This window comes from Comamonas sp. A7-5 (assembly GCF_039581385.1).
Lineage (GTDB): Bacteria > Pseudomonadota > Gammaproteobacteria > Burkholderiales > Burkholderiaceae_C > Comamonas > Comamonas thiooxydans.
Genome location: NZ_JBCPWO010000015.1, coordinates 90,319 through 112,882, shown reverse-complemented (window position 1 = coordinate 112,882; position 22,564 = coordinate 90,319). Strand labels below are relative to the sequence as shown.

Annotated in this window: 21 protein-coding genes and 1 riboswitch; of the genes, 11 read left to right on the top strand and 10 right to left on the bottom strand. The window is 63.4% G+C overall.

The features are described 5' to 3' along the window. Positions 1–58 precede the first annotated feature (58 nt). The 3 genes from AAIL67_RS20560 to AAIL67_RS20550 are packed head-to-tail and all read left to right on the top strand — an operon-like array spanning position 59 to position 3,191. Entirely contained in the window at positions 59–1,024 is a 966-nt protein-coding gene (locus tag AAIL67_RS20560) for a tripartite tricarboxylate transporter substrate binding protein (protein WP_063664048.1), read from the top strand. 5 nt (positions 1,025–1,029) lie between these two features. Further along, positions 1,030–2,043 carry an acryloyl-CoA reductase gene (locus AAIL67_RS20555; protein ID WP_224648617.1) on the top strand — a complete coding sequence of 338 codons (1,014 nt, stop codon included), beginning with the start codon at positions 1,030–1,032 and terminating at the stop codon, positions 2,041–2,043. Beyond that, positions 2,040–3,191, top strand: a complete 1,152-nt coding sequence (locus AAIL67_RS20550) for an acyl-CoA dehydrogenase family protein (RefSeq protein ID WP_063664050.1) — start codon at positions 2,040–2,042, stop codon at positions 3,189–3,191. Before AAIL67_RS20555 ends, AAIL67_RS20550 begins: the two co-directional genes overlap by 4 nt. Before the next feature lie 19 nt (positions 3,192–3,210). On the opposite strand, the gene AAIL67_RS20545 is transcribed toward AAIL67_RS20550, so the two are convergent. After that, positions 3,211–4,164, bottom strand: coding sequence for a LysR family transcriptional regulator (locus tag AAIL67_RS20545; protein WP_063664052.1), 954 nt, complete (start codon positions 4,162–4,164; stop codon positions 3,211–3,213). Positions 4,165–4,361: 197 nt separating this feature from the next. Here AAIL67_RS20545 and AAIL67_RS20540 point away from each other — a divergent pair, with 197 nt between their 5' ends. The 3 genes from AAIL67_RS20540 (at position 4,362) to AAIL67_RS20530 (ending at position 8,141) form a co-directional block, all read left to right on the top strand. After that, positions 4,362–5,555 carry an acyl-CoA dehydrogenase gene (locus AAIL67_RS20540; RefSeq protein ID WP_012839439.1) on the top strand — a complete coding sequence of 398 codons (1,194 nt, stop codon included), beginning with the start codon at positions 4,362–4,364 and terminating at the stop codon, positions 5,553–5,555. A 242-nt stretch (positions 5,556–5,797) separates the two neighbouring features. Further along, positions 5,798–7,060 (top strand): CaiB/BaiF CoA-transferase family protein, encoded by a 1,263-nt coding sequence (locus AAIL67_RS20535; protein ID WP_034409535.1) that lies wholly within the window; start codon positions 5,798–5,800, stop codon positions 7,058–7,060. Positions 7,061–7,172: 112 nt separating this feature from the next. Continuing rightward, positions 7,173–8,141: a tripartite tricarboxylate transporter substrate binding protein BugE gene (locus AAIL67_RS20530; RefSeq protein ID WP_034380426.1), complete on the top strand. Its 969-nt coding sequence runs from the start codon at positions 7,173–7,175 to the stop codon at positions 8,139–8,141. 121 nt (positions 8,142–8,262) lie between these two features. Here AAIL67_RS20530 and AAIL67_RS20525 read toward each other — a convergent pair whose 3' ends face one another. The 3 genes from AAIL67_RS20525 to AAIL67_RS20515 form a co-directional block, all read right to left on the bottom strand. Continuing rightward, entirely contained in the window at positions 8,263–9,312 is a 1,050-nt protein-coding gene (locus AAIL67_RS20525; RefSeq protein ID WP_063664054.1) for a porin, read from the bottom strand. 71 nt (positions 9,313–9,383) lie between these two features. Next, on the bottom strand, positions 9,384–10,592 hold the full coding sequence (locus AAIL67_RS20520) for a sugar transporter (RefSeq protein WP_063664184.1): 1,209 nt from the start codon (positions 10,590–10,592) through the stop codon (positions 9,384–9,386). 128 nt (positions 10,593–10,720) lie between these two features. Beyond that, positions 10,721–11,380, bottom strand: coding sequence for an NAD(P)H-binding protein (locus AAIL67_RS20515; RefSeq protein WP_343484724.1), 660 nt, complete (start codon positions 11,378–11,380; stop codon positions 10,721–10,723). Positions 11,381–11,488: 108 nt separating this feature from the next. Here AAIL67_RS20515 and AAIL67_RS20510 point away from each other — a divergent pair, with 108 nt between their 5' ends. Beyond that, on the top strand, positions 11,489–12,400 hold the full coding sequence (locus AAIL67_RS20510; RefSeq protein WP_034391389.1) for a LysR family transcriptional regulator: 912 nt from the start codon (positions 11,489–11,491) through the stop codon (positions 12,398–12,400). A gap of 144 nt (positions 12,401–12,544) precedes the next feature. Here the strand turns inward: AAIL67_RS20510 and AAIL67_RS20505 are convergent, their stop codons facing one another. Both AAIL67_RS20505 and AAIL67_RS20500 read right to left on the bottom strand, forming a co-directional pair. Next, positions 12,545–13,681, bottom strand: coding sequence for a branched-chain amino acid ABC transporter substrate-binding protein (locus tag AAIL67_RS20505; RefSeq protein ID WP_034353520.1), 1,137 nt, complete (start codon positions 13,679–13,681; stop codon positions 12,545–12,547). Between the two features lie 239 nt (positions 13,682–13,920). Then, positions 13,921–14,463, bottom strand: a complete 543-nt coding sequence (locus AAIL67_RS20500) for a 6,7-dimethyl-8-ribityllumazine synthase (protein ID WP_343484723.1) — start codon at positions 14,461–14,463, stop codon at positions 13,921–13,923. 90 nt (positions 14,464–14,553) lie between these two features. After that, positions 14,554–14,722, bottom strand: a riboswitch (FMN riboswitch). A 247-nt stretch (positions 14,723–14,969) separates the two neighbouring features. Between AAIL67_RS20500 and AAIL67_RS20495 the strand changes: the two genes are divergently transcribed. Together AAIL67_RS20495 and AAIL67_RS20490 are read left to right on the top strand one after the other, a co-directional pair. After that, positions 14,970–15,590, top strand: a complete 621-nt coding sequence (locus AAIL67_RS20495; protein ID WP_343484722.1) for a hypothetical protein — start codon at positions 14,970–14,972, stop codon at positions 15,588–15,590. Positions 15,591–15,677: 87 nt separating this feature from the next. Continuing rightward, on the top strand, positions 15,678–16,361 hold the full coding sequence (locus AAIL67_RS20490) for a DUF4124 domain-containing protein (protein ID WP_343484721.1): 684 nt from the start codon (positions 15,678–15,680) through the stop codon (positions 16,359–16,361). 119 nt (positions 16,362–16,480) lie between these two features. On the opposite strand, the gene AAIL67_RS20485 is transcribed toward AAIL67_RS20490, so the two are convergent. Next, the gene (locus tag AAIL67_RS20485; protein ID WP_343484720.1) at positions 16,481–17,428 is read right to left on the bottom strand and encodes an SDR family oxidoreductase; all 948 of its coding nucleotides are present in this window, start codon (positions 17,426–17,428) and stop codon (positions 16,481–16,483) included. 109 nt (positions 17,429–17,537) lie between these two features. Here AAIL67_RS20485 and AAIL67_RS20480 point away from each other — a divergent pair, with 109 nt between their 5' ends. Then, complete coding sequence (locus tag AAIL67_RS20480) at positions 17,538–18,584, top strand: CDP-6-deoxy-delta-3,4-glucoseen reductase (protein WP_012839448.1); 1,047 nt, start codon at positions 17,538–17,540, stop codon at positions 18,582–18,584. 120 nt (positions 18,585–18,704) lie between these two features. Next, complete coding sequence (locus AAIL67_RS20475) at positions 18,705–19,673, top strand: tripartite tricarboxylate transporter substrate binding protein (protein WP_063664061.1); 969 nt, start codon at positions 18,705–18,707, stop codon at positions 19,671–19,673. Positions 19,674–19,786: 113 nt separating this feature from the next. Here AAIL67_RS20475 and folK read toward each other — a convergent pair whose 3' ends face one another. Genes folK through AAIL67_RS20460 form a run of 3 tightly spaced genes read right to left on the bottom strand, consistent with a single transcriptional unit; the run spans position 19,787 to position 22,555 of the window. Then, positions 19,787–20,299 carry a 2-amino-4-hydroxy-6-hydroxymethyldihydropteridine diphosphokinase gene (folK, locus tag AAIL67_RS20470; protein WP_063664063.1) on the bottom strand — a complete coding sequence of 171 codons (513 nt, stop codon included), beginning with the start codon at positions 20,297–20,299 and terminating at the stop codon, positions 19,787–19,789. Beyond that, positions 20,292–21,857 carry a polynucleotide adenylyltransferase PcnB gene (pcnB, locus tag AAIL67_RS20465; protein WP_063664064.1) on the bottom strand — a complete coding sequence of 522 codons (1,566 nt, stop codon included), beginning with the start codon at positions 21,855–21,857 and terminating at the stop codon, positions 20,292–20,294. Before pcnB ends, folK begins: the two co-directional genes overlap by 8 nt. Continuing rightward, positions 21,854–22,555, bottom strand: a complete 702-nt coding sequence (locus tag AAIL67_RS20460; RefSeq protein ID WP_012839452.1) for an HAD family hydrolase — start codon at positions 22,553–22,555, stop codon at positions 21,854–21,856. Before AAIL67_RS20460 ends, pcnB begins: the two co-directional genes overlap by 4 nt. Between the last annotated feature and the right edge of the window lie 9 nt (positions 22,556–22,564).

Below are 22,564 nucleotides of genomic sequence, written 5' to 3'. Positions count from 1 at the left end.
CACCCTGCCAGCAGCGGCTGCAGTTCACGGATTATTCATCTCCTACAAGGAGACAAGCATGACCGCACCCCTGCACGCCGTGATCCTAGCCTGCCTGGCTGCAGCCGCCAGCCTTCCCGCCCTGGCCGACAACTACCCGGGAAAGCCCGTGCGGGTCATCGTGCCCTATGCGGCCGGCGGTGGCACCGACATCGTGGCCCGCCTGGTCGCGCAGAAGCTGGGCGCGCGGCTCGGCCAGCACGTCATCGTGGAGAACCGCGCAGGCGCGGCCACCCAGGCTGGCTCGGCCGTGGTCGCCAAGGCGGCGCCCGACGGCTACACCCTGCTCATGGGCACGGCCAACCTGGCCACCAATGTGCCGCTGTTCCGCAAGCTGCCCTACGACGTGCGCACGGACTTCGCGCCCATCTCTCTAGTCACCAAGGTGCCGGTCTACCTGTTCGTCAACACGGCCTCGCCGCTGCGCAGCGCCAAGGAGATTGCCCCCAAGTCGAAAGCCAACCCCGACGGGCTGTCCTGGGCGTCGGCTGGCGTGGGCAGCATCCCCAACCTGGCCGGGGAGATGTTCAGAATGCAGACCCAGGCCCGCATGACCCATATCCCCTACAAGGGCAGCTCGGAGTCCGTGATCTCGTTGGTGGGCGGGCAGACGGCCTTCGCCTTCGACAACCTGCCGCCGTTCGCCGCCCAGGTCAGGGCGGGCAAGGTCATGCCCATTGCCGTGGCCCAGGCCCAGCGCTCGCCGCTCACGCCCGATGTGCCTACGCTGCAGGAACTTGGCATACCCGTCGACGCCTATTCGTGGTGGGGGCTGCTCGCGCCCGCGGGCACGCCGCAGACCATCGTCGAACGACTGAGCCGCGAAGTGCGCGCCATCATTCTGGAGCCCGATCTCCAGCAGCGATTCGAGCAGCTCGGCATCGAGGGGGTGGGCAGCACGCCCGCGCAGTTTGACGCCCACATCAAGGAGCAGACGCGCAAGTGGACCGAGGTCGTGAAGTCCGCAGGCATCCAGCCCGAGTAAACGCCATGAACACCCGACAGTACACCGCATATTGCCTGCATGAGCAGGCCTCGCAGGTGCAGGGCAGCTTCGAGCAGTTGGACCTTCAGGAGCCGCCGCCGGGCCATGTGCGCATCCGCGTCCACTACTCCAGCATCAACTACAAGGATGCGCTGGCCTCCCGGTGCCAGAACGCCATCATCCGCAGCTTCCCGCGCGTGGGCGGCATCGACCGCACGGGTGTGGTCGATGCGTCGAGTGATGCGCGCTGGAAGGCGGGTGAGCCGGTGATCGTGCATGGCTTTGGTATTGGCGTGCAGATCGATGGCGGCCATGCGGAATACGCCACCGTGCCGGCCGGGCATGTGATGGCCCTGCCCCCTGGACTGGACCTGCGGGATGCCGCCACGATCAGTGTCGCAGGCTACACCGCAGCACTATCGCTGTACAGCATGGAACTCAACGGTCTGCACCCCGGCATGGGACCGGTCCTGGTGACTGGCGCCACCGGCGGTGCCGGCAGCCTGGCCATAGCCATGCTGCACGCCAGCGGCTACCAAGTCACTGCCATGAGCGGCAAGGCGCAGGAGGCAGACTATCTGCGCAGCCTGGGCGCGAGCGAGGTCCTGGGCCGCATCGCCCCCGGTACCGAGGCGAAGCCGCTGCTCCAGGCCCAATGGGCCGGCGCCATCGATTCGGTGGGCAGCGACACGCTGGCATGGATCACGCGCACCATGCTGGCCGAAGGCGTCATCGCGGCGTTCGGCAACGCCGCTGGGGCACAACTCCACACGACAGTCCTGCCTTTCATCCTGCGCGGCGTGAAGCTGCTCGGCATCAATGCCAACAGCTCCCATGGAGCTGCGCGAAAAGATCTGGGGCCGCATCGCCTCCCACGGTCGCCCGAGCCACCTCGATGCCATCCGCAACGAAATCCCCCTCGCCGACCTGCCCGCCTGGCTGGAAAAAACGCTGGCCGGACAGGTGCGGGGACGCGTCGTCATCCGAATGAACCAACTGAGCCCGGAGCCCCCAAATGATTCGTGATTCCCAAAAACTTGAGCAACTGCTCCAGCAAACGCGCAGCTTCGTGCGCGAAGTGGCCATTCCGCACGAGGAGCAGGTCGAGCGCGAGGACTGCATCCCCGAGCCCGTCGTCGACCAGATGCGCGCCGCCGGCATGTTCGGCTGGTCCATCCCCGAGGCCTATGGCGGCCTGGGCCTGACCTCGGAAGAGCTGTGCCTGGCCAACATGGAGCTGTCGCAATGCGCCGTGGCCTTCCGCGCGCGCTGCGGCACCAACACTGGCATTGGCGCGGAGGCGTTGATTCAGGACGGCACCGAGGAGCAGCGCCGCCAGTTGCTGCCGCGCCTGGCCTCGGGCGAGCTCACCTCCTGTCTTGCCGTGACCGAGCCGGACGCGGGCTCGGACCTGCTGGGCCAACTGGCGACCACGGCCGAGCGCACCGCCTCGGGCTATGTGCTGAGCGGCACCAAGCGCTTCATCACCAACGCCCCCATCGCCGACCTGTTCACCGTGCTGGCCCGCACCAGCGATGCGCGGGACGGCTCGCGCAGCACCACCAGCTTTCTGGTCATGAAGGGCACGCCAGGCCTGTCCACCGGCACTCCGCACCGCAAGATGGGCCAGGAAGGCTCACCGGTCTCCGAGGTCTATCTCGACCACTGCGAGGTGCCAGCCGACAGCATCCTCGGCGGCGAGCCGGGCCGCGGCTTCGCTTCGGTCATGAAGGCTCTGAACAAGCAGCGCATCAACCTCTCGTCGCTGTGCCTGGGCCCGGCCATCCGGCTGCTGGACGAGGCGCTGCAGCATGCGCGCCGGCGCCGCCAGTTCGGCAAGGCCATCGGCGAGTTCCAGCTGGTGCAGGCCATGCTGGCCGACTGCAAGGTCGAGATCGAAGCGGCCCGCTCGCTGATCCTGGACACCGCGCGCAAGCGAGACGCGGGCCAGAACGTGACCATGGAGGCCTCCATGTGCAAGTACTACGCCTCCGAGGTGGCGGGCCGCGTCGCCGACCGCGCGGTGCAGATCCTGGGCGGCGGCGGCTACTGCGAGGACATAGGCGGCGCCGTGCCGCGCCTGTATCGCGACGTGCGCCTATTCCGCCTGTACGAGGGCACGAGCCAGATCCACCAGCTCAACATCGCCAAGCACCTGCTGCAATGAGCGCTCTTGCCCACCTCGTCTACAGCCGCCCGCCGTGGGCCTCCTTCGCGCGGCCCTGCAACCACTGGCTGAACACGCGCAGCACCGGCGACGGTTGTGCCTCGGCCGCCAGCTCGGGCGTGACCAAATAGTAGGCGCGGTTGCCGCGCAGCGGCTGGGGGCAGGCGATGATGAGATCGCCGCGCGCAATCTCCTGCTCGATCAGCATGGGCGGGATCAGGGCTACGCCCAGACCCTGGCTGGCAGCCACGGCCAGCATGGAAAACAGTTCGAGCCGCATGCCGTCGAGCGCCCGCGGCGCATCGATATGCATTGCGTCGAACCACTGGCGCCAGCCCTGGGGGCGCGTGCTTTGCTGCAGCAGCGGCAGGCGCGCAATCACCTCGGGGCCGACCGGTAGCCAGGCACGGCCTGGATCACGCTGCTGGGCCGTGGCCAGCAGTTGCGGGCTGCACACGGGCACGACTTCCTCGTCCATCAGCCACTGCGCCTGCACGCCGGGCCAGCGTGCCACCTGCTCGGGCGTGCCCGCGTAGAGAGCGGCATCGAACACCGTGTCGGCAAACAGGAAAGGCCGGGTCTGCACATCGATATGCACAGTGATGTCGGGGTGCTGCTGTGCCAGTTGCGGCAGGCGCGGCAGCAGCCAGCGCGTGGCAAAGGTGGGCACGGCCGCCAGATTGATGGGGCCGCCCTCGCCCTGATGGCTCATCAGATCCAGCGTGTCGCGCTCCAGCCCCTGCAGCCAGCGTCCTACCTGCTTGGCGTAATGCAGTCCCGCATCGGTGAGCAGCACGCCGTGGCGTGTGCGCTTGAACAGCGCCACGCCCACAAACTCCTCCAGCGCAATGATCTGGCGCGAGACGGCACTTTGCGTCAGCGACAGCTCCTGCGCAGCCTTGGTGTAGCTGACATGGCGGGCAGCCGATTCAAAGCAGGCCAGGGCTTGGGTGGAAGGGAGAACTCTGCGCATATCTCTTGTGCTTAGAACGCATCAATCAATCTAAAAACAACGGGGAAACCCTGAATAATTCGTTTATACATGCGTTTTACTCATCCATAGATGATTATTCATCGTTTGCCAGCCCTTGTTCTGCAAACCTAATATGTGTGCAAGCACTCAGGCGGAAATGCGCCTGCAACCCGACACCTTGCATTCAGGAGATGAACATGGCCAATGGCTACCAGTGGGACGACTGCTTCCAACTCGACCAGCAACTGACCGAAGACGAGCGCATGATCCGCGACGCAGCGCGCGAGTACTGCCAGGACAAGCTCAAGCCTCGCGTGCAAGCCATGTTCCGCAACGAGTCCGTGGACGTCAGCATCTTCCGCGAGATGGGCGAGCTGGGCCTGCTGGGCCCCACCATCCCCACGCAATACGGTGGCGCGGGTCTGAACTATGTGAGCTACGGCCTGGTGGCGCGCGAGATCGAGCGTGTTGATTCGGGCTATCGTTCCATGGCCTCCGTGCAGTCCTCGCTGGTGATGGTGCCCATCAACGAATTCGGCACCGAAGCGCAGAAGATGAAATACCTGCCCAAGCTGGCTTCGGGCGAGTTCATCGGCTGCTTCGGCCTGACCGAGCCCGACCACGGCTCCGACCCCGGCTCCATGGCCACACGCGCCTACAAGGTCGACGGCGGCTATCGCCTCAAGGGCAACAAGATGTGGATCACCAACAGCCCCGTGGCCGACGTGTTCGTGGTCTGGGCCAAGGAAGTCTCCGAGGACGGCACCGTGGGCCAGATCCGCGGCTTTGTGCTGGAAAAGGGCATGAAGGGTCTGTCCGCCCCCGCCATCCACGGCAAGGTGGGCCTGCGCGCCTCTATCACCGGTGAAATCGTGATGGACGATGTGTTCTGCCCCGAAGAAAACGCCTTCCCCGACGTGCGCGGCCTCAAAGGCCCGTTCACCTGCCTGAACAGCGCCCGCTTCGGCATTGCCTGGGGTGCGCTGGGTGCGGCAGAAGACTGCTGGCACACCGCCCGCCAGTACACGCTGGATCGCAAGCAGTTCGGCCGTCCCCTGGCTGCCAACCAGCTGATCCAGAAGAAGCTGGCCGATATGCAGACCGAAATCACGCTGGGCCTGCAAGCCGCACTGCGCGTGGGCCGCATGAAGGACGAACACCAGAACGTGATCGAGATCACCTCTCTGGTCAAGCGCAACAACTGCGGCAAGTCGCTGGACATCGCCCGCATGGCGCGCGACATGCTGGGCGGCAACGGCATCAGCGACGAGTTCGGTGTGGCCCGCCACCTGGTGAACCTGGAAGTGGTGAACACCTACGAAGGCACGCACGATGTGCATGCACTGATTCTGGGTCGCGCCCAGACCGGCATTGCGGCGTTTGCGAACTGATAGCTCCCCCTGAGCGGCTACGCCGCTTCCCCCTCTCTCTTCGGGAGGGGGACGGCAGCTTCGCCGCGAGGCGGCTCTTGCTGGCTGCCCTTACCTCGGGGCAATGCCAACCACCGCTATTCATTTGTTAGCTGGTACCGCTTGATTTGTCTGTGTTTTGGATAGTTTTCATCTCAAAACCCAGACAAATAAAGCGTAAGCAGCTATTTATTTCATTGTTTCGCTTTACGGGGTCATCCGACATGAACGCATCGACAAGCACTTCCACGGGCGCACTGGCAGGCATCAAGGTGCTGGATCTGTCGCGCGTGCTGGCGGGCCCCTGGGCCACTCAGATGCTGGCCGATCTGGGGGCCGACGTGGTCAAGGTGGAGCGCCCGGTTGCCGGCGACGATACGCGCCACTGGGGTCCTCCGTTCCTCAAGGACGATGCAGGCAACGACACGCGCGAAGCCAGCTACTTCACGGCCTGCAACCGCAACAAGCGCAGCCTCACCGTGGACATGGCACACCCCGAGGGCCGGGCCCTGCTGCAGCGCATGGCGCAAGAGGCCGATGTGGTGGTGGAGAACTTCAAGACCGGGGGGCTCGCTCAATACGGTCTGGACTATGAGAGCCTCAAGGCGCTGAACCCGCGTCTGGTGTACTGCTCCATCACGGGTTTCGGTCAGGACGGCCCTTATGCCGAGCGCGCCGGCTATGACCTCATGGTGCAGGCCATGTGCGGCCTGATGAGCATCACCGGCCATGCCGATGGCGAACCTGGCGGCGGCCCTCTCAAGGTCGGCGTGGCCGTGATCGACGTGTTCACGGGGCTCTATGCCAGCAACGCCATCCTGGCTGCACTCAACGCCCGCGACAATGCGAGAAACGGCACGGGCCAGGGCCAGTACATCGATATGGCGCTGCTGGATGTGGGCATGGCCGTGCTGGCCAACCAGGCTGCAGGTTTTCTGGCTACCGGCCAGGCGCCGGGACGCGCCGGCAACACCCACCCCAGCCTGGCGCCGTATCAGGACTTTCCGACATTGGACGGCAATGTGCTGCTGGCCATAGGCAATGACGGTCAGTTCGCGCGCTTTTGCGCAGCCATCGGCCAGGACGGCTGGGCCCTGGATGCACGCTTTGCCACCAATACCGCCCGTGTACAGAACCGTGCTGCACTGCTGGAGTTGATGAAGCCACAGATGCTTCAGCGCAGCACGGCAGACTGGATTGCGCTGCTCGAAGACAAAGCCGTGCCATGCGGCCCCATCAACACCATTGCCCAGGCCTTTGAAGACCCCCAGGTCAAGGCACGCGGCATTCAGAAAAGCTTGCCGAGAAACGCCTGTGACGGCATCGGCCATATCGCCACCGTCGCCAACCCCATACGTCTGTCGGCCACGCCGGTGACTTACCGCAACGCCCCGCCTGCCCTCGGCCAGCACACCGATGAGGTGCTGCGCGAATTCGGACTTGATGACAACGCCATTGCTGCGTTGCATGAGCAAGGAGTGGTTTGAGGCCTTCACGGCCAAAGCAAGCTCCTGACAACAAAAGAGGGCCCAAGCCCCGAAAACCGCAGGCAATTTCACCAGAGATGCACTGCCAATCACACTTTCCAAGGAGACATTGATGTTCAAGTTCACAGCCACCGTTCTGGCTGCCATGGCTTTTTGCGGCGCTGCACAGGCACAAAGCGCCTATCCCAACAAGCCCATTCGCCTGCTGGTTCCCTTTGCTGCTGGCGGCACGACCGACCTGATCGCCCGCATCATTGCCGAGCCGCTGAGCCGCGAGCTGGGGCAGTCCGTGGTGGTGGAAAACAAGGGCGGCGGCGGCGGCAGCATCGGTGCCTCCGAAACCGCCCGCGCCGCGCCCGATGGCTACAACCTCGGCATTGCCACCGTGTCCACCACGGCGACCAACCCGGCCATCAACCCCAAGATTCCCTACAACGTCGCCACCGACTTCACGCCCATCGTGAACATTGCGGCCACGCCCAACATCATTGCGGCCAATCCCAAGTTTGCTGGCAAGGACTACAAAAACTTCCTGACCGAGATCAAGAACAATCCTGCCAAGTACTCCTACGCTTCGCCCGGTCTGGGCTCCATCACCCATTTGATGATGGAAATGTTCAAGCTGGAAACCAAGACCGAGATGACCCACGTGCCCTACCGTGGCTCCGGCCCTGCGCTGAACGACACCGTGGCCGGCCAGGTGCCGCTGATTTTCGACAACCTGCCCTCCACCCTGCCCTTTGTGAAGGAAAAGCGCCTCACGGCGCTGGTCGTCGCAGCCCCCCAGCGCGTTGCCGCCCTGCCTGATGTGCCTACCTTCAAGGAAATTGGCCTGCCCCAGGTCAACCGCATGGCGTACTACGGCATCGTCGGCCCCAAGAACCTGCCCAAGGAGGTGGTGGCCAAGATCAATGCTGCCGTGCGCAAGGCCGTGCAGGACCCCAACGTGAAAAAGCGCATCGAGGAAAGCGGCTCCATCATCATGGCCGACACCCCCGAAGCCTTTGCCAAGCAGATGGCCGAAGAGCTGGCCGTCTACAAGAACGTGGTGCAAAAGCAGAATCTGAAGATGGACGAATAAGCGTCTGCTGCGCATGAAAAAAGCCCTCGCCGGCACATACCGGCGAGGGCTTTTTCTTTGCCTTGTCTCATGCACAAGCCAGGTGCCCATGCATGAAACTGGTGCAGCACAAGGCCTGTTCTCAGAAACGATGACGGATGCCCACCAGGGCGCTGGTGCCGGACTTGTTGGGAATGTCCATGCTCACGCGGTCATACATGGCCACGGCATAGACATCGGTGCGCTTGGACAGGAAATGGTCGTAGCCCAGGCTGACGGTGGTGCGTGTGCCGCTGACATTGCCCACTTCCGACTTGGTGCGTGCAGCCGCTGCCTTGAAGGTTCCAGGCGTGCCGCTGACGGGGATGTCCAGACCCAGCGAGTAGGTGGTGTTCTCACGATCCTGGGCGTTGATCTTGGCCTGGCCGTAAGTGGCATAGAGCTTGGCCACGCTGAAGTCATAGCTGCCGCCCACCATCCAGTTGCTCTTGGTCGGCATCACCGCCAGCGACACCGGATTGCTGATCTGCGCACGCTCGTAGAACGCAGTCAGGCTCAGCGGGCCGCCCGAGTACATCAGGTTCAGGCCCACATTCTTCTTGCCCTTGTTGCCGCTGCTGGTCTGCTCGCCGAACTGGTAATGCACATTGGCCCTGAGGCCGCCGAAGCTGGGCGTGGAATACAGGATCTGGTTGCTCCAGCCGGTGTTGGAGGCCGTGGTCAGGCTGTCCGCGCCCCAGGCCGCAGTCGTCATATTGGCATGCAGCACCAGCGGCGAGACCGTGAAGGAATCGCCAAACGGGTTGGTCAGCACCGTGGGCAGGAAGTTCGGTGCCAAGCCACGACCCAGACTCACACGACCAAAGCTGCCGGCCAGACCCACATTGGCATCACGCGAGAAAAAGGGGTCGGCATCAAAGCGACCAGGAGTACCGGTGTCGGCACGAAAAAAGCTGGTGATATTGAAGTCGGCCTTGAGACCGCCGCCCAGATCCTCCACGCCTTTCACACCCCACCAGGAAGTGGTCAGACCGCCGGAGCCGACCGAGGCCACGCGTTCTTGCCCTGCCAGCTTCATGGAGCCCGCATAGCTATCGATGGTGCCGGTGAGCTGCACGGAACTCTGGGCCTGAGCCGATAGGCTGGCCACAGCCAGGGCGATGGTGGTGAAGGTAGCGGCAAACGCTTTCATGGATGGTTTCCTCTCTAAAAAGTTTGAGACAAACCACCCATGCAAGAGTCAGGCCAGTTTTGTATACAAAACTAGGACTTCAAACGGAAGCTGTCGGCCAGCTTGAGCATCATGAACAACCAGAGCGCGCCGCCCATGGCAATCAGCAGGCCGCCCACCAGGCCTATATGCGTCATGCTCCATTGCTGGCTCACGATGCTGCCCAGCAGTGCGCCGCCGCCAATGCCGATATTGAAAATGCCCGAGAACATGGACATGGCCACATCGGTGGCATCGGGCGCAAGATTCAGCACCTTGGACTGCATGGACAGCGCAAAGCAGATCATGGAGATGCCCCAGACCGAGCTTTGCAGATACAGACTCCAGGCATGCGTGCTGCTCATGACCAGCAGCAACAGGCTCAGCGCCAGCACGCCGATGGACGCCAGCAGAAAGCCGCGCGGAAAGCGCAGACCGAACCAGCCGAACAGCACGCTGCCCACAATGCCCATGCCGCCATACAGCAGCAGCACGGCCGTGGTCACATCGCCGGCGTGGCCGGCAATGTCCTGCACAAAGGGCTCGATATAGCTATAGGCCGTGAACTGGCCGGTAATCACCACCACCAGCAGCACATAGATGCCGACCAGGGCCGGACGCCTGAACAGCATGGGCACACTGGACAGGGAGCCTGCGTTCTCGCTGGGCAGCAGAGGCAACAGCTTGCCCAGCACCAGCATCACCGCCGCTGCCACCGCGCCAATGGCCAGAAACGTCATGCGCCAGCCCAGCCATTCACCCACGATGCGGCCCAGCGGAATACCCAGCACCATGGCCACGGAAGTACCCGTGGCCAGCAGGCTCAGTGCCATGGCCTTCTTGCCCGGAGGCGCCACCCGCACGGCCAGAGAGGCCGTGATGGACCAGAACACCGCATGCGACAGCGCAATGCCGATACGGCTGATGACCAGGGATGCATAGCTCCAGGCCACGCCCGATACCAGATGGCTGAGCACAAACACCGCAAACACACCCATCAGCAGCTTGCGCCGCTCCACCTTGCGCGTGAGCAGCATAAAGGGCAGCGAAGCCAGCGCCACCACCCAGGCATAGATGGTGAGCATCAGCCCGACCTGCTCCACCTGCATGTCAAAGCTGGCGCCAATGCTGCTGAGCAGACCGACCGGCACAAACTCGCTGGTGTTGAAGACAAAAGCACCCAGCGCCAGCGCAATCACGCTGAGCCAGGCCTGGGTGGGAGATCGGGTCGATTCGATAGGGGCAGTCAAGGTTTCTGTCATGCAATAAGGCGTGCTGGCGTCTGGCGCCGCAAAACCCGAAATTGTGCGCTTGCAGCATGACAGCAGACCGGCGGCCCGGCCTTGCCCCATCAATCAATGGGGTCGGACCGGGCGACGACAGGGCTTGGTCAATACGCGACGGTGAAACGAGCCTTGACGTGTTCGTTCCTGTCCAGGGCATCGATCAACGCCACGGCCAGGTCCTGAACCGAAATATCGCCGGGCTGGCCGTCGGCCTGCACCAAAGGTTCGTCCTTGCCCGTGCGATAGTGACCGGTACGGCCTCTGGACTGCGCATCGGAGCCGCCATGGAAACCCACGGCCGGGCTCAGCATGGTCCAGTCCAGGGCGGCTTCCTTTTGCAGCTCGGCAAACATGTCGCGTGCCGCCGAAGCGCCGGGCTTGATGAAGGCCGGAAAATCGGGCGAATCCACCAGTTGCTGGCCATTCACATACAGGCTGCCGGCTCCGCCCACGACCAGATAACGCTTGATGCCCGCAGCCTTGACTCCTTGCACGATGGCACGCGAGCCCTGCATGAAATCGTCATAGATATTGGGATTGCTCCAGCCTGCGTTATAGGCGCTGACCACCGCATCGCAGCCGGTCACGGCGCGCTGCACCTCGTCGGCGTTGAGCACATCGGCCTTGACGAACTGCACATGTTCGCGCGCGGCAGCGGCCTCGGGCTTGCGTACCAGGGCCACGACTTCGTGACCGCGACGCAGCAACTCATCCAGCAACCCGGCACCGACAAAACCCGTGGCGCCAATCAATGCGACTTTCATTGGAAAACTCCTTATATCTTCAACAGGGCTAAAGATTAATCGGCATTAATCGCGAGAAAAACCCCTTTCAGCCACCATGACCTTGAAGCAGCACTTCAAAATAGCCCCATGGAAGATTTCAGACGCATGGCCATTTTTGCCGCCGTGGTGGAGCGCGGCAGCATGAGCGCAGCCGCCCGCCAGCTCGACATGACGCCCTCGGCCGTCAGCCAGCATATCCGTCAGCTGGAGCACGATGCTGGCCTGACGCTGCTGCACCGCTCCACGCGCCAGCTGACGCTGACCGATGCCGGCCAGCGCTTCTACACCCAGTGCGCTGCCATGTGCGAGGCCGCCAGCCGGGCACGCGCCGAACTGGCTGCCGAGCATCAGCGGCCCAGCGGCGAGCTGCGTCTGGCTGCTCCGGCCGGCTTTACCCAGCATGCGGCCCCGGCGCTGGGCCAGTGGCTGGCCATGCATCCTGAGCTGCGGTTGCGTCTGCTCATGGATGACGCCCCCATAGACCTGATCCAGGCGCGCGTGGATCTGGCGCTGCGCTTCGGCAATCTGCAGGACTCCAGCTGGGTGGCCCGCCACCTGGGACGCAGCGCCACCGTGCTCTGCGCCTCGCCGCATTGGATCAAGGCACACGGCAGCACGCCTCGACACCCCAGCGAGCTGGCACAGCTGCCCTGGCTGGAAATGAGCCGCAGCGACGACGCCCAGGCCGATTTTCTATGGCGCCAGCAGGGCACGGCGCAGGAGTACCGGCTGCAGGTGCGGCCGCTCATGGTAAGCAACCATCGCAGCGCGGTGCAGCAGTTCTGTGAAGCAGGCCTGGGGCTTGCATTGCTCTCGGCCCATGACGTGGCGGCAAGTCTGGAGACGGGCAGCCTGGTGCGCCTGCTGCCTGATTGGGATATGGGCATGCTGGATATCTGGGCCGTCACCGCCAGCCGCGACAGCCTGCCCGCCAAGGTACGCGAGGCCATCGAGGTGCTGCGCCAGTATTTTGCGCAGCTAGAGGGCATGCAGAACTAGCGCAATCCTTTCGCATGCAACGCCCCAGCCAGCAGCCATCCATGCCTGCCCCCAAAGGCCGAAAGCAAAAAAGCCTGCAAATGCGAGGCATCCGCAGGCTTTGCAAAACAGGCCACACCACATGACCTGGTGCACTCAAGGCAATCAGTTCAGGTCGATAGGCGTCTTGTTGCCGTTCACATAGCGGCTCAGCGTATAGCTGGGGTTCTTCATCTCGCCATTCTTCTCGAACTGGATCTTGGAGGTCACACCCGAATAGTCGGACTTCTGCAGGAAGGGGATATAGACCTTGGGGTCCCATGAATTGGCACGCTTCATGGCGTCGGCCAGCAGCATGGTGCCGTCATAGAAGTAGGGGCTGTAGACCTGGAACTGGCCCGGATACTTGGCGTCATAGCGCTTCTTCCACTCCGTGCCGCCAGGCATCTTGGCAATGGAGGCTCCGCCATCCGCGCAGACCACGTTCTCCAGCGGCTTGGCTCCGGCAGCCACCTTGGCCAGCTCGGTCACGCAAATGCCGTCACCGCCAAACATCTTGACGTCGTTCATGCCCAGCTGGGCCATCTGACGCAACATGGGGCCGGCCTGACCATACATGCCGCCGTAGAAGATGGCATCGGGCTTCTTGGCCTTGATGGAGGTCAGAATGGCCATGAAGTCCGTGGCCTTGTCGTTGGTGAACTCGTTGGCCACGATCTTGATGCCATGCTTTGCGGCATCCTTCTTGAACACATTGGCCAGGCCCTGACCATAGGCCGTGCGGTCGTCGATCACGGCCACATTCTTGAGCTTGAGATTCTTGGCCGCATAGCTAGCCAGCGCCGCGCCCAGGGCGTTGTCGTTGGCAATCACGCGGTAGGTGGTGTTCCAGCCGGGTTTAGTCAGATCGGGATTGGTCGCAGCGCCCGTGATCATGGGAATGCCGCAGTCCTGGAACACCTTGGAAGAAGGAATCGCCACGCCGGAGTTCACAAAGGCCACCGCACCGGCCACCTTGTCATCGCACAGTTTTTGCGAAGCCGCCGTGCCCTGCTTGGGATCGGCCACATCGTCCTCGGCCACCAGCACGAACTTGACCTTCTTGCCTCCGATTTCCATGCCCTTGGCGTTCAGGTCCTCGATGGCCATGCGCACGCCGTTTTCATCGTCCTTGCCGAAGTGAGCCTGAGGGCCGGAGGTCGGGCCGATATGGCCGATCTTGATGATCTGCTCCTGGGCCATCACGCCCCCTGCCATACCTGCTACGACTGTCGCGATACACAACTTGCCAAAATTCTTCATTGCGCACTCCACTCGGTTGAGACAAGACGCAACCTTATGCCCCGCGACAGGCAATTGGCAATGAGGCAATCACATAGGTGCAGCGAGTGCTACACCGGCACAACAATCAGTGTTTTCAGGGATCGGCAAGCGCCCCGGGCTGTGCTGGAAAAAACCGCCGCAAGCCCTTGCTCGCGAAATGGCAGCAGCGCCAAAGAAAAACGCCCCAGACTGGGGCGTTTTTCATCAAGGCCCGCTGCTCAGGCAGCCTTGGCCTGCAGCAGAGCATCCACCTTGGCATGCTGGTCCAGCGTGCTCAGGCAGGCATGGGCCACTTCCACGCCCTTCTTCACGAAGTGCTGGCGGAAGAACTCCACATGATCACCATGCTCGTGAAAATCGCGCGGCGTCAGCACGGCGGAGAACACGGGCACTTCGGAGTCCATCTGCACGCGCATCAGGCCGTCGATCACGGCCGTGGTCACGAATTCATGGCGATAGATGCCGCCGTTGACGATCAGTGCCGTGGCGATTACTGCATCGAAACGACCGCTTTGCGCCAGCTTCTTGGCCAGCAGCGGGATTTCAAAGGCGCCGGGCACGCTGAAATGCGTGATATTGCCGGCCTGCACGCCCTGTGCCAGAAGTTCGGCCTGGGCGGCATCGCGGGCCTGATAGACCACTTCGGTGTGCCAGCTGGCGCTGACGATGGCAATGCGGCTGCGGCTGGCGACGGCCTTCCAGGGCGTACCTTCGGAAGTCGCGTGAGTGGCAAAGTTCATGGAGATGGGGGTCTGATTCATGGTGGTATTTCCAGAAAATTCCAATGAATCAGGGCGTGCGCTGATACACCCGCCCATGCGGCAGCGATAGCTGCATCACGGACCGATGCTGCGCGATCTCTTTCATCCGGACTATGACCGTCGGCTCTGGCATCTCACCAGATCTGCTGACCCTGCTGGCTCTGGCGAGACTGCAGGCGCTCGCGGGCTGCTGCAGTCAATGCAAGGCATTGCCACAGATACCGCCGGTGGGGAATTGCACCCCGCCCTGAGAACGCTGCTTTGCGGCGAACCTGGATTCACCACAAGACGAAGTCATTCTAGCGACGCTTTGGCTGCGCTTTTGATAAAAGGGTCACTATGGCGTCAATCTGAAAAATCAAGAAAAAACCACCCTTAACGCTCGTCCACAAAGCGAAACGAGCTCTCATTTGATGAGCATACAGCGTAGCGAAGTCAACCCGGAACAGATGCCGGACGTTAAGAGCACAGGGCATTGCGCCCACCCACACCTCACCAGACACGCCATGAAACCATCCCTGCAGGCATTGATGTCCACCTCCACGCGCTGGGCCAGCATGGGGGCTTTGGCCGTGCTGTGCACTGCCTGCGCGGTTCCCGGCGAGTACGACTCCGGCTATGGCGGCGGCTACGGTGGCAGCTATGGCTCCACCACCATCTACAGTCCGCAGCCCGCTTATCCGGCCTATCCCGCCTACCCTGTGTACCAGGGTCAGGACCGCAATGACTGGGCCTGGCGCGAGCGTGAGCGTCGTCAATGGGAGCGCCAGCGCGAGCTGGAACGTGATCGCGCCCAGAACATGCGCGATCGCGAACAATGGCAACGCCAGATGGAGCGCGACCGCGCTCAGCAGCAGCGCGACCGGGACCAGCAGCGCCGCGAATGGGAGCGTCAGCAATCCCAGAATCGCCGCGATCAGGACCAGATGCGCCGCCAGCAGGAGCGCGAGCAGCAACAGCAATCGCAACAGCGCGAGCGTGACCGCATGCAGGCCGAACGCGATCGCCAGCAACAGGCCCGCGACCGCCAACAGCAAGACCGCGAACGTGAGCGCGATCAGCGCCAGCAGCAACGCCAGCGCGAAGGCCAGCAGCAAGGCTTTCCTCCTCGCGGTGACTGGCGCTGACCGGGCGCTGTGGCACGGCACCGCTTCTGCTTTTCCTGCCGCCACTTCATAATTTGCAGGCACTCAAACGCCTTTGAAGGAGCGGTCATGCCAGAGCCCCTATCTCCCACTGTCATCATGCGCAAGCTGCCGCTGGGCTTGCTGCTGGGCTGGGCGCTGATCGCAGGCACGGCCCAGGCTCAGGTCATGCGCTGTGTCGATGCCAAGACCGGCGAGGTGACCTATACCAACGGCCGCTGCATCTCGGGCGAAATGAGCACGCAGATTCAGGCGGCGCAAAGCGCCGAGGAAATTGCGTCCGAGCGTGCCAATGCCAGCCAGGCGCGGGAACGCAGCAAGGCCCAGATGGCGCGCGACGAAGCCCAGCGCCGCCAGCGTGAAGAGCAGGAGCGCAAGGAACGCGAGGCCGCCGAGAGAGCCCAGGCCCGGACCGGTGCCAATCTGGAAAACACGGCCGCCTGCCGTCAGGCCCGCGAGCGCTACAACGCCATACTGGCCGAAGCCAGCCCCGACCCGGCCACCTGGGGAGAGCGCAGCCAGGCGGCCCAGGCCCAGATGGAGATGAGCTGCCTGGGCGCAGCCGCCTACCAGCAACTGCAGCAAAGCCGGGCGCTGCAGCCCAATGCCATCAACCGCCCGCAGTGGGGCTATGGCTATCCCAACCGCTACCCGCCGGCACGTCCCACGCCATCGCAACCACCCGCCAAGATTGTCAACTGCAATGTCTTCCGCTGCTATGACAACCGAGGCGGCGTACATCCGATACCGTAATCCCCCTGAGGCGCTGTGCGCCTTCCCCCAAAGGGCGACAGTTTCGCTACGCGGCGGCGTTTGCTTGCTGCCCAATGCCTGAGCGCGCCAATTTTTGAGGGTCGTGCTCTTTGCTCTGCCTAGCTTTGCAGGCCCTCGGTCACCGTGGGATAGCGCAGCCTGAGCCGCAATTCGCGCTTGAGCCGCTGATTCGACAGCCGCCGCGACTCGCTCATGAAACTCAGCAGACTCGCCGGCAATTCTGTCTGTGCCTGCTCGCGCGAAATGCGCGGCGGGCGGGCCAGGCCGTAGAGATCGGCCGCCAGATCGAAGTAATCCCCCATCTTCAGCTGCGTGTCGTCGCTGGCGTGATAGATGCGCTGCGGCTTGCCGCGCCACAGCGCAAGCAGGCAGGCACGCGCCAGATCGTCGGCATGAATATGGTTGGTATAGACATCGTCCTCGGGCTTCAGCACGGCCGTGCCTCGCTGCAGCCGGGCGCGGGGCGTGCCGCCCTCACGATCAGGTGCGTAGATGCCGGGAATGCGCAAGATGCTGGCCCGCAGGCCCGAGCGACCGGCAAAGCGCACCGCGAGTTCGGCATTCACACGGCGCTGCGCTCTGGCAGTCGTCGGCGCGACGGACCGGGTTTCGGCCACCCACTGCCCCTCGCAGTCGCCATAAACGCCCGAGGTCGATGCATAGACCAGGCTGCGCGGCAGACTGCGCAGGCGCAGTGCCCGCATGAGAGCCGTGGTGCGGGAGTCCAGCCACGGGCATTCATCCCCGGCAGCCGGTGCCTGAGGCGGCGCCAGGTGCAGCACCCGCGTCGCAATGCCTGCCAGTCTGCGCAGGCTGGCCGGATCATCCAGATTCCCCCACAAGGGCCTCACAGCCTGGGCATGCAGTTGCTCGGCCCGACCTGGGCTGCGGCTCACGGCCAGTACCTGAATTCCGTGCCTGCCACGGCCTGAAGCGACCAGCAATCGGGCCACGCGCTGACCCACATCGCCGTGGCCGACGATCAATAAGCGTTCACGACGAAAGCGCGCTGGCAGCGCGCCCAATGGGCTTTGGTTTGAAGGCAAAATCGGGACCTGCTGCGTACAAGATCTAAGGAGCCACTGGCGTTGCTGCGACAGCAGCAGCGCCGACAAAAAGGCTGCCGGATACGCCTTCAAGGATAACCAAAACGTCATGACCGAGATTGCCCACGCTTCGTTTGAAATTACCGTCCAGCCCAGCGGACGTGCTTTTGCCACTCAGGGCGCTGAAACCATTCTGGCCGCGGCCATTCGCACCGGCGTCGGCCTGCCCTATGGCTGCAAGGACGGTGCTTGCGGCTCCTGCAAGTGCAAGAAGCTCAGCGGCGAAGTCAGCCACGGCACGCACTCGGACAAGGCTCTGACAGCCGAAGAGGAAGCCGGCGGCTATGTGCTGACCTGCTGCGCCACGCCCCACAGCGATGTGGTGCTGGAGTCGCGCCAGGTCACGGACGCCAGCTCCTTCCCCATCAAGAAGATGCCCGTGCGCGTGGCCGCTCTCGAGAAGAAATCGCATGACGTGATGCAGGTGCGCCTGCAGCTGCCGGCCAGCGAGAAGTTCCGCTATCACGCAGGTCAGTATGTGGAGTTCATCCTGCGCGACGGTGCCCGCCGAGCCTACTCCATGGCCACCGCGCCCCACGTGCAGGAGACGGCACCCGGCATCGAGCTGCATATCCGTCACATGGAAGGCGGCAAGTTCACCGACCATGTCTTCGGCGGCATGAAGGAAAAGGAAATCCTGCGTGTGGAGGGCCCGTTCGGCAGCTTCTTCCTGCGCGAGGACTCGGACAAGCCCATCATCCTGCTCGCCTCGGGCACGGGCTTTGCCCCTATCAAGGCACTGATCGAGCATATGCGCCACAAGGGCATCAACCGCCCCGTCACGCTGTACTGGGGTGGCCGCCGCCCCACCGACCTGTATGACGCCAGCTGGATTGCCGAACACACGGCCGCCATGCCCCAGTTCAGGTATGTGCCCGTGATCTCCGACGCCCTGGCCGAGGATGCCTGGACGGGCCGCACCGGCTTTGTCCATCAGGCCGTGCTGGACGACTTTGCCGACCTGTCCGGCTACCAGGTCTATGCCTGCGGTGCTCCCATCGTCGTGGATTCGGCCCGCGCCGCTTATACCAGCGAACGCGCGCTGCCGGCCGAAGAGTTCTACGCCGACGCCTTCACCTCCGAAGCGGACAAGTAAGAACGCTGTTTTGCACAAACCCCGATGCATTCCATGGTGCATCAGGGTTTACACGCAATTTTCTTGCACAAGTAACCGCCAGCCCCGGAGCAGCTGCAATTTTTTGCACAATAGAGCTCTATGAACCGTAGAAACAGCCTTCTCTCGGTCATGGCGGCCGTTGCTGCCTTGGCCTCCCCCCTCTCCCAGGCCCAAGAACCCATCCGTCTGATCGTGCCCTATGCGCCCGGTGGTCCGCTGGACATCACCTCTCGCGCACTGGCAGAGCGAGTGCGCGATTCCCTGGGCGTCGTCATCATCGACAACAAGGCTGGTGCTGGCGGCAATATCGGCGCCGATGCCATTGCCAAGGCCCAGCCCGACGGCCTGACCATAGGCCTGGCCGCCACGGCCACCCATGCAGTCAACCCCTGGCTCTATACCAAGATGCCCTATGACGCGGGCAAGGACTTTGCCGGCATCACCCAGATGGTGCGCGTGCCCAATGTGCTGGTGATGAATGCCGCCAAGGCCGAGCAGCTCAAGATCCATAGCGTGGCCGATCTGATCACCTACGCCAAGGGCCATCCCGGCAAGCTCAACTACGGCAGCGGCGGCAATGGCTCCGCAGGCCATCTGGCCGGCGAGATGCTCAAGCAAAAGGCCGGCATCTTCGCTCTGCACGTACCCTACCGTGGCGCCAACCCCGCCCAGCTGGCCCTGCTGTCTGGCGAGGTGGACTTCAATATCGACAACCTGGCTGCAGCCGCGCCCAATATCAAGAGCGGCAAGCTGGTGGCCCTGGCAGTGACTTCGCTCAACGCCTCGCCGCTGCTGCCCGGCGTGCCTGCGCTGTCCAAGACCTACCCCGGTTTTGCCATCGACACCTGGTGGGGACTGGTTGCCCCGGCCGGCACCCCCAAGCCCGTGCTGGACAAGCTGAGCAAGGCCTTCAATGATGCTCTGCAAGCACCGGAAACCAAGACCCGCTTCAACGCCCTGATGGCCGAACCCGTGGGCTCCACGCCCGCCGAATTCGACAAGTTCATGGCCTCCGAGCGCGCCAAATACCAGCCCATCGTCAAGGCCTCCGGCGCCAAGGTCGACTGACGAGTCCTGGCACTGATAAAAAAGCCCCGGCAGCCTGACGGCTCCGGGGCTTTTTTAGGTAGTTTCAGCCTCAATCGCTTGCCAGGCAGGCGTGAGAAGCTATCAAATCTGAACTACGCTGACTGCTCTATCCACCAGCCCTGGGCCAGGCTGCGCTCTATGCCCTGATCTGCCACTGCCTGCAGCTGTTCGGCACTCACACAGCCGGGCGCAATTTCGGCCAGCGGCAGCAGCACAAAGGCGCGCTGCCACATGCGCGGGTGGGGAAGAATCAGCTCGGGAACATCCGAGTGCCGGTCACCCCATAGCTCGATATCCAGATCCAGCGTGCGCGGTGCATTGCGGTAGGGACGCTCGCGTCCGGCCTGCAGCTCGATCGCCTGTAGCGCATGCAGCAGATCCAGCGGCTCCTGCCCGGTGCGCAGCAACGCCACCGCATTCAGATAGTCCGGCCCGGACGAATCAATGGGTTTGCTGCTGTAGAGCGAGGACACGGCCAGCAGCTCGGTCCGGGCCAGCCCGGCCATCGCCGCCACGGCCCAGGACAGGGTCCGGCGTGCATCGCCGAGGTTTGCCCCAAGACCGACCGCAACCGTGTCGGCCGCCAACGCGGCCGGTTTATTCATTACCACCGGCTACAGGAGCAGCGCCAGCGGATGGTTTGCGGCGACGGCGGCGGCGCTTTTTGGGAGCGGCTGCATCGCCTTCTGCGACCACCTGATCCAGCGGGCTCTCCTGATCGCCTTCGGCTTTCTTCTTGGCCACTCGGTGCACCTTGGGCGCCGTCTGCTGCTGGGCACGCTGGCGGGCGCGCTGCTCGTCGCGAGCCTGGGCAATCAGGTCATCTCGCTGGGCATCGTCGGCCTGCTGGAATTCCTGCCACCAGCTGGCCAGACTTTCCTCGACCTCGCCGATATCGGCACGCAGGCGCATGAAGTCAAAACCGGCGCGGAAGCGCGGCTGCGCCACCATGGAGTGCGGAGTGGCTCCGGTGCGCTTGTCAAAGCGCGGCTGCATGACCCAGATCTCGCGCATATCGGCAGCCAGCTTGCCCCGACCCGAGACATCGCCGATACGCTGATCGAACACCTCGTCGATCGACTCCTGCAGCGCAGGGAAAGGGTGATAGCTCTTGGCCAGACGCTTTTCCCAGCCCTGCTTGACATCCTGCCACAGCACGCAGGCCAGCAAAAAGCTGGGTGCCACGGGCTTGCCTTCGGCCACACGGCGGTCGGTATCCATCAGTGCGGCCTGCACGAAGGGATGGTCGGCACGCTCCATGACCACGTCCAGCAGCGGATAGATGCCGCGCGAGAGGCCCAGCTCCTTGAGCTGAGCCACCGAGGCCAGCGCGTGACCAGTCTGCAGCAGCTTGAGCATTTCGTCGAACAAGCGGCTTTGCGGCACTTCCTGCAGCAGCGGCTCGCACTCGACCAGGGGCTTGGCGGTCTTGGCTTCGAGCTTGAAGCCCTTGCCGCTGAGCTTGGCGGCAAAGCGCACGGCCCGAATGATACGCACCGGGTCTTCGCGGTAGCGCGTGGCCGGATCGCCGATCATGCGCAGCACCTTCTTCTTGGCGTCCGCAATACCGCCGTGATAGTCGACCACAATCTGTGTCTCGGGGTCGTAGTACATGGCGTTGATGGTGAAGTCGCGGCGCGTGGCATCCTGGTCCTGCGGGCCCCAGACGTTGTCACGCAGCACGCGGCCGCTGGCATCCACTGCATGCTTCAGCCCTGCGAGCTGATTCTTGCTGGTACGTTCATTGCCGCTGACCTGCTCGGCCGCACTGTTGTCCAGAAAGGCCCGAAAGGTGGAAACCTCGATAACTTCGTTTTCCCGGCCGCGGCCATAGACCACATGCACGATGCGAAAACGCTTGCCGATGATGAAGGCGCGGCGAAACAGGTTCTTGACCTGCTCGGGCGTGGCATCGGTGGCCACGTCGAAGTCCTTGGGGCGCAGGCCCAGCAGCAGGTCGCGCACGGCGCCGCCGACGATATAGGCTTCGTAGCCCGAGCGCTTGAGGGTCTGCACCACATCGATGGCGCGACGGTCCACCAGATTCGGGTCTATGCCATGCACCTGAACCGGCACTTCCTCACGCTTGCCGAACTTGGGCTTGCGCGAGCGGGGGGCTGCGGGCGCCTTGCCCAGCAGCTTGTCAATAATGGTCTTGATCATGGTGCTTCGCTAAATAGGTCCACGATGCGCCAGCCGCGTTCCTCGGCCAGGGCACGCAAGCGCGCATCGGGGTTGGTGGCCACCGGGTGATCCACTTTTTCAAGCAGGGGCACATCGTTCATGGAGTCGCTGTAGAAGGTCGCTTCCACATCCTCCCAGCGCAGGCCGCGCTGGGTCAGCCATTCGGTCATGCGCACGACCTTGCCCTCGCGCATATTGGGAATACCGTCAATCTCGCCCGTGAACCAGCCGCTGCCATCACGCACCAGCTCGGTCGCCAGCAGATGCTGCACGCCGAAGGCCTGGGCAATGGGGCGCGTCACAAACTCGTTGGTGGCCGAGGTGATGACCACGGTGTCGCCCGCATCCAGGTGCTGCTGCACCAGGGCCAGGGCGGCAGGCTTGATCGCCGGGCGAATCACCTCGTCCATGAAGCGCTGGTGCGCAGCCGTGGCTGCAGCCTCGCCGCGCTGGACCACGGCAGCCGTGGCAAAGCGCACATAGTCGGGGATGTTGAGACGGCCGGCCAGATAGTCGTCAAAAAAGGCGTCGTTCTGGCGCCCGAACTCCTCGCGGTCGCACCAGCCGATGGCAATGGAGAACTCGCCCCAGCCATGGTCGGAGTCCAGCGGCAGCAGCGTATGGTCCAGGTCAAACAGGGCCAGCCTGGGCTTGATAGCCAATTCAGAAGTCGACATGCAAATCCA